The sequence below is a fragment of the Streptomyces sp. NPDC096311 genome, from assembly GCF_044763085.1.
Lineage (GTDB): Bacteria > Actinomycetota > Actinomycetes > Streptomycetales > Streptomycetaceae > Streptomyces.
In genome coordinates, this window is sequence record NZ_JBIWFN010000047.1 from 19,937 (window position 1) to 28,862 (window position 8,926).

Consider the following 8,926-nt stretch of genomic DNA (forward strand, 5'->3'; position numbering starts at 1 on the left):
GCTGCATGTGGAGGGTGAACCGCCGCTCCGAAGAAGGGCGGCGCAGCCCGATCGCGGTGACGGCGGTGGCGAACCGTCAGGCGCGCTCCGGTGCCGACTCCGACTCCGGCTTCAGCTCCGGCTCCGGCTCGGCGAGAGGCGCTGCCGCGCGGCGGGGAAGCAGCAGCGGGGTCGCCAGCAGAAGCACGCCGGCCAGGCCAATGGCCGTACGCGGGCCGAGCAAGCCGCCCAACACGCCCCAGACGGCCGTCAGGAGCGCGGTCGAGGCCTTGGTCGTCACCGTCCAGGCGGACAGCGTGCGGGTGATCCGGTCCGTCGCGGTGCGCTCGAGGCGGTAAGTGGCGTAGACCGGATTGAAGACCCCGCAGCAGAAGATGAGCCCGAGCTCGACGCCCATCACGAGCAGCAGCCCGCCGGTGCCCGGCCCCAGGAAGGCCAGGCCGACGGGCCAGAGGGCGCGCAGCGCCCCGGTCACGACCAGGACCTGGTGCTGTCCGAACCGGGTGACGAGCGGTCGGGCCAGTCGCGAGCCGAGCAGGCCGCCGATCGAGGGCGCGGCGAAGGCGAGGCCGTACTGCCACGGTGTGAACCCGAGTCGGCCGAGCATCAGGACGGCAAGCAGTGGCTGGGCGGCCATCACCAGGCCGTTGAACAAGGCGGTGTTGAAGAACAGCGGGCGCAGCGTCGCGTCGGCGAGGATGTACCGCCAGCCGGCGAGCAGGTCCCGGGCCCGCAGGTGCGCGCCGTCCCGGCGCTCGGGCCGCGGCTCGTGTCCGCCCGTCGCGCGGATACCCAGGGCCGAGAGCAGGTAGCTGACCGCGTCGGCCACCACCGTCGCCACCGGACCGAGGAGCGCGATCGCCGCGCCGCCCAGCGGCGGTCCGATGATCGTGGTCGTCCAGGCCGTGGACTCGAATCGGGCGTTGGCGACGAGCAGGTCCTCGGCCGGCAGCAGGGTCTTCAGGTACGCGCCGGAGGCAGCGCGGAAGGTGATGTCGGCCGCCGAGAGGACGACCGAGACGAGCAGAAGCTGAAGGAAGGTGAGCACGCCGAGCGCGAACGCGGCCGGGATCGTCAGCAGCGCCGCGAACCGCGCCAGGTCCATCGCGATCAGGACCGGCCGCTTGCGGCGGAACTCCACCCACGGGCCGAGCGGCACCGCCACGGCCGCGCCTACCGCAGCCCCCACGGAGGCGAGGGCGGCGACCTCGGCCGGTCCGGCGTGCAGCACCCGGATGGCGATCAGCGGGAACGCGCCGAAGGCGAGCCAGGTGCCGAGCGCGCTGGTCCCGTACGCTCCCCACAGCCAACCGAACCGCCACCCCAGCCGATGTCCGAGCAGATGTCCCAGCCGGTGTCCGCTCCTCATGCCCGACGCCCCTCGCCACTCACCCGCACAACCGATCCGCGTTCGGAAACATCAAAGCGAGCGTCACACCAGGGGATCAAACAACCGTAGAGCCATCAACCACAACCATCGGTTGTGCTCGTAGGGTGTCGGCATGGACCTCGATACCGTCCGGACCTTCGTCGTCGCCGCCGACGCGGGGCAGTTCCAGGAGGCCGCCGCCGAGCTGGCGGTCACCCAGCAGGCCGTCTCCAAGCGCATCGCCGCGCTGGAGCGCAACCTCGGTGTGCGGCTGTTCACTCGCACCGCGCGCGGCGCCGAGCTCACCATCGACGGGCAGGCGTTCCTGCCCCACGCGCGCGAGCTGCTGCGCGTCGCCGAGCGCGCGGTCGCGTCCGTGCGCCCCGGCCGCCGTCCGCTGCGCGTCGACGTGATCGCCTCGCGTGGCGCGGCGGCGGGCCTGATGCGCGGCTTCTACCGTGCGCATCCCGAGATCGACCTCGACGTGGTGATGCTGTTCGACATCGAGACGGCCGTCGCCGCCATCCGGTCCGGTGCGATCGACGCGTCCTTCCGCGCCGTCGCCGCGCCCGGCCGACCCCTTCCCGAGGACATCGAGTCCGTCCGGGTGCTCGACGAGCCGCTCGAGCTCCTCACCGGCCCCGCACACGCGCTGGCGAGCGCCCGGTCGGTGACTGTCGCTCAGCTCGCCGGGCACCGGATCTGGATGCCCGGCATCGTCCCCGGTACCGAGTGGGCCGCCTACTACGACGACCTCGTCGCCGAGTTCGGCCTCGCCATCGAGGCGACGGGCCCCAACTTCGGCTCCGACGCGCTCCTCGACACCGTCGCCGACACCCCGGCCCTGGCCACCTTCATGGGCGGGCACACCCGCCTCGTCTGGCCCTCCGGCCACGGCCTGCGCCGCATCCCGGTGACCGACCCGACGCCCGTCTACCCGCACTCGCTCCTCTGGCACCGCGACAACCCCCACCCGGCGCTGGCCACCCTCCGCGCCCACCTCGCCGCGACAGCAGCCGACCACGACGCCACCGGGACCTGGGCGCCGGGCTGGGTGATTCCGCGCTGAGCGCCGCCGCAATCGAAAACGCCTCCACTCCGGACTCGGCTACAAGACTCCCGCAGAAGTCCACGCCGAGTACGAGGAGTTGCAGGCAGCGGCATAAGGAGAACCCTTTAACACCGCTGCCCGAGACGCACAGGGCCCCTCATCTCGCGCCTCGGGCGCAACCGGCGGTCTTCGGGGGAACGGTGATCGTCGGTGGCGTTTGGCTTGTCAGGCGCGGTCGTGGAGAGTGACTTGGTAGCCGTCGGGGTCGGCGAAGGTGAATGTCCGGCCGAAGGGGCCGTCGATCGGTGCGGAGACGATGGTGTGACCGTCGGCGACGAGAGCATCGTGGATGGCCTGGACGTCGGTGGCGTGGAGCCAGATCGCGGCACCGATGCCGGGCTGAGCAACGGATGCGAGATCGGTGCCGGGAACGACGTCGCGGAGTGCGAACGCGATCGGCTTCGTCTCGAAGACGACGGCGTGCGGAGGTCCGGCCTGCGAACGGACGAGGCCGAGGTACTGCTCGTAGAACGCCTGCGAAGCGTCAAGGTCGCGCACCTGGAGCGAGATGAAGTCGGGGCCGGTGACGGGCATGATGATGCTCCTTCTCTTCGTGTCAGATTCCTGACACGGACCAATGTATGTCAGAATGCTGACATGAGTCAAAAGGGTGTCGGCGTCGACCTGGACAAATCACTGGGCTACCTGCTGAAAGAGGCTTCGAGCGCCCTGCGCGCAGCCATGGAGGAGGTGCTGCGGCCACTCGGGATGAGCGTGACGCACTACTCCTGCCTCGAGTTGCTGGCTCAACGGCCGGGCTTGTCGAACTCCGAGCTCGCGCGGGGCGCGTTCGTGACACGGCAGTCGATGAACGTGCTGCTCCAGACCCTGGAACGAGAGGGCTACGTGACCAGGCCTGCGGAGGCGCCCGTCGGGAAGGTTCTTCCCGCGCGGCTCACGCCTCGCGGCCGACGGAGCCTGGAGAAGGCGACCGTAGCGGTCCGGTCCGTCGAGGTCAGAATGCTGGCCGGCATGACCGAGACCGAGCAGTCAGGCGCGTTCCGGATCCTGCAGAGCATGATCCATTCCCTGCGCGATGGCAACGACGGTGCGTAGCTCGTACCTCGGCGCACGTCTCGCCGCGCCCGGACAGGGGTGCAGCCGAGCGTGGAAATCCGTGCAAGCGACCTCGAAAACCGACAGCCCCCGACTACACCCTCTTCTGCGATGAGCCGAGTAAGGGCAGGCGATGCGCCCCAGGGGATGGCCTGCTCGATGCGTCAGAACGCACTTGCAGCAGTCGGGCTCGCGTAGCCTCACATCCGGGATCTCAGCACGTCGACCTCACAGCCCGGCGCGAAGGCGTCGAAGCCGTGCTCGATCAGCCAGCGAACTATCAGCAGGCTTCGCAACGACCACCACGCGTGGATCACGTCGAGGTCGACGTCGGTGCCATAGCCGGCGATGACGTCGTCGAGGTGCTCCTCGTGCCCGAGTGTGAAGGTGGCGAGGTCGTACAAGGCATCACCCTGGCCCGCCTCGGACCAGTCGATGATGCCGGTGACCTCGTCGCCGTCGACGAAGACGTGCGCGATCTGCAGGTCGCCGTGCGTGAACGCCGGAGTCCACGGCCGGAGCGCGGCCTCGGCGACCTGGCGGTTGCGGGTGACCAGGTCGGCGGGCAGGACGCCGTTCGTCACGAGCAACTCGCACTCGTCGTCGAGTTCCGCCGCCAGCGCGACGATGCTCCGGCCGGCCCGGCCGGCCCGGGCCGGCAGCGGCGCGTCGTGCAGCTTCCGGATGGCGGCGCCCGCCGCGGCCCACGCCGCCGGCGACCCGGTCGACGGGCCGCCGAGGCGCCCAAGCGTCGTCCCCGGGAGCGCGGCGATCGCGAGCACGGGCGGCTTGCGCCACAGGACCTCCGGGGTCGGGACCGGCGCGAGGGACATCACCTCGACCTCGACGTCGATGCGCGCCTGATCGGCGTCCACCTTCAGGAACACGTCGCCGACGCGCAGAGTCGCACGCTCGGAATGGGCGACGACGACTTCGACCTCATCCATGGGCGACCAGTATCCCGGGGATGGCCGCCGACGTCGCCGGGATTATCGCGTGCGACTACGCGGCTGACCGCGTCCCGCTACCCAGCGGCCTCGTGCACGACAGCAACCTCTGACCAGGTCAAGCCCACCACTTTTGTTGGGAGTTCAAAGTCATTTGACCGAAGCCGAAACGGACGGCCCGGCCTGAGGTCGGTCCCGCGGAGGTTGCGCTGATGGGCGATGCCGGTCGTGACGTGGTGGACGCCGCCGCCCATGCGGTGGCAGTCGCGCAGGATCTTCCGTGTCTTCATGCGGGCGAAGCCGTGCTCGACACGGGCGCGGAGCTGTTTGTGGAACGTGTTGTGTGCCTGGCTCCGCTCAAGGAGTCCCTCTCCCTCCACGCCTTGCAGTCGGCACGGTTGCCTGGAAGCGGCCTGCTGACCACGACGACCCGGCGGCTGTCGCCGTCGATGACGATCTGGTGATGGGCGGAGCTGGAGCGAACTCGCGCTCACCGCGGTGTGCGGGGCGCCCTCAAGTCCGCTTGCTCCGGAACCGTGTCAGTCGTTCTCCTGCGACCTTCGCGTTGCGTGTCGCCGCGCGCACCGGGCACGAGCGGCGTCGTGGGCACTACGCAAAAGCCGCACGGCCGTGTCCGTCGTCCTCTCACCGGGATTGACGACGGAGATCCAGCCTAGTGCCCCGTATACCGGGTGCGGCATCACGGTGTCGGCCGCCGCGTAGTCGCGAGGTCGGGTGAGGCTGCGCGGCTCCTCCCCGGTGAGCTCCCGGAACGTCGCACGGTCGACGTGGACGTTCAGGCGCCAGCGGCCTGGAGCGTCGAGGTCGGAAACGGTGTCGTCGGGGTAGTTCTTGGTGACGATGGTCCCGTAGGGCTGGACGTTCTGAGGCACCCGACCCTCGGGGGCGTAGTAGAAGAACGCATCTCCCCACACGAGCTCGGGGAGGCCGCTGCCCTGCTCCGGGACAACCACGAGCGCGCCGGCGAAGCCTCGCACGGTCGCGATGATCTGTTCCATACTCATGGTTCAAGCATCACCTTCAAGTGCTTATGTGGGGTTGGCTGATGGGCGAGCTGGTGAGCGGTTCGCGACGGGTACCGCTCCGAACCGTCGATGTCGCCGCAGAGTCGGGGTACTCGGTGCAACAGGTTCGCGACCTGGAGCGACTGGGAGTCATTCCCCCAGCCGCCCGATCGAGCAACGGATACCGTTCCTACACTCCGCTTCACGTGCATGCTCTTCGCGCCTATCGAGGGCTCGCAGGTGCTGTAGGGCCTGTCACAGCCCGGCACATGCTCGCGGAACTACGAACGGACACGATCGAGGAGGCAGCCTCGACGATCAACGCGGTCCATGTTCGGCTCGCGCGGGAACGAGAAGAGGCCCTGCGCGCTCAACAAGCGTTGCGTGCGATCCAAGCCGAAGCGAATACGACCGAGTTCGAGCAAGACAGTGACGCGATGACGATCACAGAGCTCGCCGGAGCACTCAATGTACGTCCCTCCACTCTGCGGTTCTGGGAGCAGGAAGGGCTTGTCACGCCCGAGCGAGTGACGTCACTGCAAGCACGCCGCTACAACCTTTCAGCCATCAGAGCGGCCCGAATCGTCGCGGCCCTGCGCGGCACCGGTTACGGCATTCCCGCAGTGCGCGAGATCATGGGTTCCCTGCACCAACTCGACAGCCTGGGCAAGACCCAACGCATCCTGCAACAACGCCTCGACCAGATCGCCACACGGACCGTGGCGCTACTCCGAGCGGGTGCAGACCTGGCAGCCGTCGTTGGCGGCCACGACTCGTAGGCGCTGGTGGTCGGCGCGGTGGCTTCCCCCCATGATGGAGCGGCCGGTCACGCTGCCTTGCTCTTCGTGGCCGGCGTGGTCGGTGCTGTCGAGGGTGAAGACGCGCAGGGCGGTGAACTGGGCCTCGATGCGGTTCAACCCTGCGGAGTTGGTCGGGGGGTGGGCGATCTCGACGTTGTCGGCCTCGGCCCAGTCCGAGACGTGGCGGCATTGGGTAGCGGCAGATCTCCAGGAACTTCGACCGGTTCTTGATCTTCTTGATGTGGCCGCAGAGCCTGTCCTTGGCCGGAGCATAAACGGTGAATAGGTGCCGAACCCCTCGTCCATAGCGGACGAGAGGCCCCGCTGGTGTGGTCCCAGCGGGGCGCTTGTGGGCAAGGCGTCGTTTGGGTCGACATGGCGTCGCCAGTTCACGCGAGTTGCATGTATCGCCTGGTCGTGAGGTCTCCGAATGTCACCTTCGTGCCGGTGAGTACGGGGAGCGTTGGCCCAGTGGTTGCTTCGCGGAACTCGGTCCGCGAACGTCACGTCGCGTTCGGCGATGAAGCGGAAGGCGAGAGATCGGCAGATGCCGTTCGAGGCCGTGTGACTCATCACCGGGGACGCGTACACGTCTCCCTCGCGGTCATCGCCCTGAGCCTGGGCGAGCAGGGTGCGGGCCGGCGCGTCACCTCACCACGTCGGCAGGCGGTCCCAGCAACACCGGCACCTCCCGCGGCCCGTTCGAAATGAACGACTCCGTCGGACGCAGCGCCCCCGGCTCCACCGCCAGCCGCATCCCGGGAAAGCGGGCGAACAACGCCTGAAGGGCAATCTCGGCCTCCAGCCGCGCCAACGGCGCGCCCAGGCAGTAATGCACCCCATGACCGAACGACAAATGCTCCCGCCGCGTCGCCCGCATCACATCGAATCGCTCCGCATCCACCCCGTGCACCCCCGGATCCCGCCCCGCCGCCGCGAACCCGATCACCAGCGCATCTCCCCGCGGGATCACCGTCTCCCCCACCCGCACATCCTCCACCGCATACCGCAAAATCGCATTCGCACCCGGCGCCTCCACCCGCAACGCCTCCTCCACCACGTCCCCCCACGACGCCCGCCCCGACCGCACCAACTCCAGCTGCACCGGCTCCCGCAGCAACCACACCACCGCGTTCGCCAGCAGATTCACCGTCGGCTCACACCCCGCGCTCAACAACATGATCAGGTTGTCCACCAACTCCTTCTCACTCAATCCCCCTCTCCCCGCAGCCTCGGGGCCACCCGCGCCCGCGCCCGCACTCGCACCGTCCGCCACGTCTGTGAGGTCCGCGAGGTCCGTGACGTTCGTGAGGTCCGAAAGTGACGCCGGATCTGCGGGATCCGCTCCGCTCCCCGCAGCGATCAGCGCACTGGTCAGGTCCTCACCTGGACAACGCCGCTTGAGCGCCACCAACTCCCCCATCGTCCGGTACAGCGCCGCGTAGTTACGCCGCGCATCCTCCAACGACACCCCCGTAGCGAAAAACCCCTCGATGATCTCCCGCAACGCCCCCCGGAACTCCTCCGGAATCCCGAACAACTCCAGCATCACCCGGCTCGGCAACGGCTGCGCATACAACCCCCGCACATCCACCACACCGCCCCGAGCCTCCCGCGCCGCCACCTCCATCCCTTCCAGCAGCCTTGCCGCGATCTGCCCCACTCTCGGACCCAACAGCCCCACCCGCCGCGCCGTGAAGGCCGACCCCATCAACCCCCGCAGCCGGCGGTGCTCCGCCCCGTACGACGTCACCAGATTCTGCACCGACACCCACACCGCCAAGGGCCACTCCGCCCCCACCTCACCCCGCTGCCACGCCGGCCAATGCCGATACGCATCCTTCGAGACCCGCCCATCCGTCAACAACCCACGGATCACCGCCGGATCCGTCACCGCCCACGCTCCTACTCCACCCGGCAACACCACCCGCGCCACCTCGCCCTGCCCCCGCAACAACGCGCCCTCCCCCTGCACATCCCGCCCCAACCCATCCATCACATACGGACACCCACCTCGCCCAGCGCGCAGATCCGGCACACCCTGCGCATCCTGCTGGTGCGGCCCGCTCGGCATGGCACGCAGGTCCGCCATGCCACCACCGCCGCCCCGCAACTCCCCCTGCTCCTGCTGCTCCGCCTGACGCGCCACCGGACACCTCCACGACATAGACCGCGAAAACTTCCCGACAAGCACTGCACACACCCCGGCACCACGCCCGCATGACCACCCGGACGCCCACCAGGAACACAACCCCACACACGCGCCGGACCCCGCCCCGCAAAACCACCTCGGAAGCCCGCCACCAGCCACGGACCCCCGGCATCCGATCCCCCGCGGCCCACCGGAACTCAACCCTGGACAGACGCCCGGGCCCCGTCCCCAGACACACAGAAACCGCCGGGAAGCGGCCCGCGCGCACGCGGCACCCGGTCCCGGTGCACCCACCGGACCTCAACACCAGCAACCGCCCAGCCTCACACCGGGCACACCCGGGCACGCACCCTGAGTGCCGGTCACAGCCATGTGCGTCCGGGTGCCGGCCCGGGTCATCCGCATCCCGGAAACCGTCCCCCGGCACCACCGACACCCGCCAGAGAACCACTCGCAAAACAAAACC

Annotated in this window: 9 protein-coding genes and 1 pseudogene; 3 read left to right on the plus strand and 7 right to left on the minus strand. The window is 69.1% G+C overall.

Annotation, left to right across the window (positions count from 1 at the left end; genetic code table 11):
* Positions 1 to 76: 76 nt before the first annotated feature.
* Positions 77 to 1,369, minus strand: coding sequence for an MFS transporter (locus ACIRA5_RS52530; protein WP_403705518.1), 1,293 nt, complete (start codon positions 1,367 to 1,369; stop codon positions 77 to 79).
* Positions 1,370 to 1,502: 133 nt separating this feature from the next.
* On the opposite strand from ACIRA5_RS52530, the gene ACIRA5_RS52535 reads away from it, so the two are divergent.
* Positions 1,503 to 2,438, plus strand: a complete 936-nt coding sequence (locus ACIRA5_RS52535; protein ID WP_403705521.1) for a LysR family transcriptional regulator — start codon at positions 1,503 to 1,505, stop codon at positions 2,436 to 2,438.
* 207 nt (positions 2,439 to 2,645) lie between these two features.
* Here the strand turns inward: ACIRA5_RS52535 and ACIRA5_RS52540 are convergent, their stop codons facing one another.
* Entirely contained in the window at positions 2,646 to 3,014 is a 369-nt protein-coding gene (locus ACIRA5_RS52540) for a VOC family protein (RefSeq protein WP_403705524.1), read from the minus strand.
* 63 nt (positions 3,015 to 3,077) lie between these two features.
* Between ACIRA5_RS52540 and ACIRA5_RS52545 the strand changes: the two genes are divergently transcribed.
* Positions 3,078 to 3,536, plus strand: a complete 459-nt coding sequence (locus ACIRA5_RS52545; RefSeq protein ID WP_403705527.1) for a MarR family winged helix-turn-helix transcriptional regulator — start codon at positions 3,078 to 3,080, stop codon at positions 3,534 to 3,536.
* Between the two features lie 200 nt (positions 3,537 to 3,736).
* Here the strand turns inward: ACIRA5_RS52545 and ACIRA5_RS52550 are convergent, their stop codons facing one another.
* The 3 genes and pseudogenes from ACIRA5_RS52550 to ACIRA5_RS52560 form a co-directional block, all read right to left on the minus strand.
* A complete protein-coding gene (locus ACIRA5_RS52550) occupies positions 3,737 to 4,483 on the minus strand; it encodes a phosphotransferase family protein (RefSeq protein ID WP_403705530.1) in 747 nt (248 codons plus the stop codon).
* A 200-nt stretch (positions 4,484 to 4,683) separates the two neighbouring features.
* Positions 4,684 to 4,955: pseudogene (locus ACIRA5_RS52555) on the minus strand (IS5/IS1182 family transposase); the annotation flags it as partial.
* A 67-nt stretch (positions 4,956 to 5,022) separates the two neighbouring features.
* Entirely contained in the window at positions 5,023 to 5,502 is a 480-nt protein-coding gene (locus tag ACIRA5_RS52560) for a DUF6194 family protein (protein ID WP_403705533.1), read from the minus strand.
* 47 nt (positions 5,503 to 5,549) lie between these two features.
* Here ACIRA5_RS52560 and ACIRA5_RS52565 point away from each other — a divergent pair, with 47 nt between their 5' ends.
* Positions 5,550 to 6,287, plus strand: coding sequence for a MerR family transcriptional regulator (locus tag ACIRA5_RS52565; RefSeq protein ID WP_403705535.1), 738 nt, complete (start codon positions 5,550 to 5,552; stop codon positions 6,285 to 6,287).
* Here ACIRA5_RS52565 and ACIRA5_RS52570 read toward each other — a convergent pair.
* Complete coding sequence (locus ACIRA5_RS52570; protein ID WP_403705538.1) at positions 6,234 to 6,425, minus strand: hypothetical protein; 192 nt, start codon at positions 6,423 to 6,425, stop codon at positions 6,234 to 6,236. The two genes, ACIRA5_RS52565 and ACIRA5_RS52570, sit on opposite strands and share 54 nt — an antisense overlap.
* Positions 6,426 to 6,954: 529 nt before the next feature.
* Positions 6,955 to 8,457: a cytochrome P450 gene (locus tag ACIRA5_RS52575; RefSeq protein WP_403705540.1), complete on the minus strand. Its 1,503-nt coding sequence runs from the start codon at positions 8,455 to 8,457 to the stop codon at positions 6,955 to 6,957.
* Between the last annotated feature and the right edge of the window lie 469 nt (positions 8,458 to 8,926).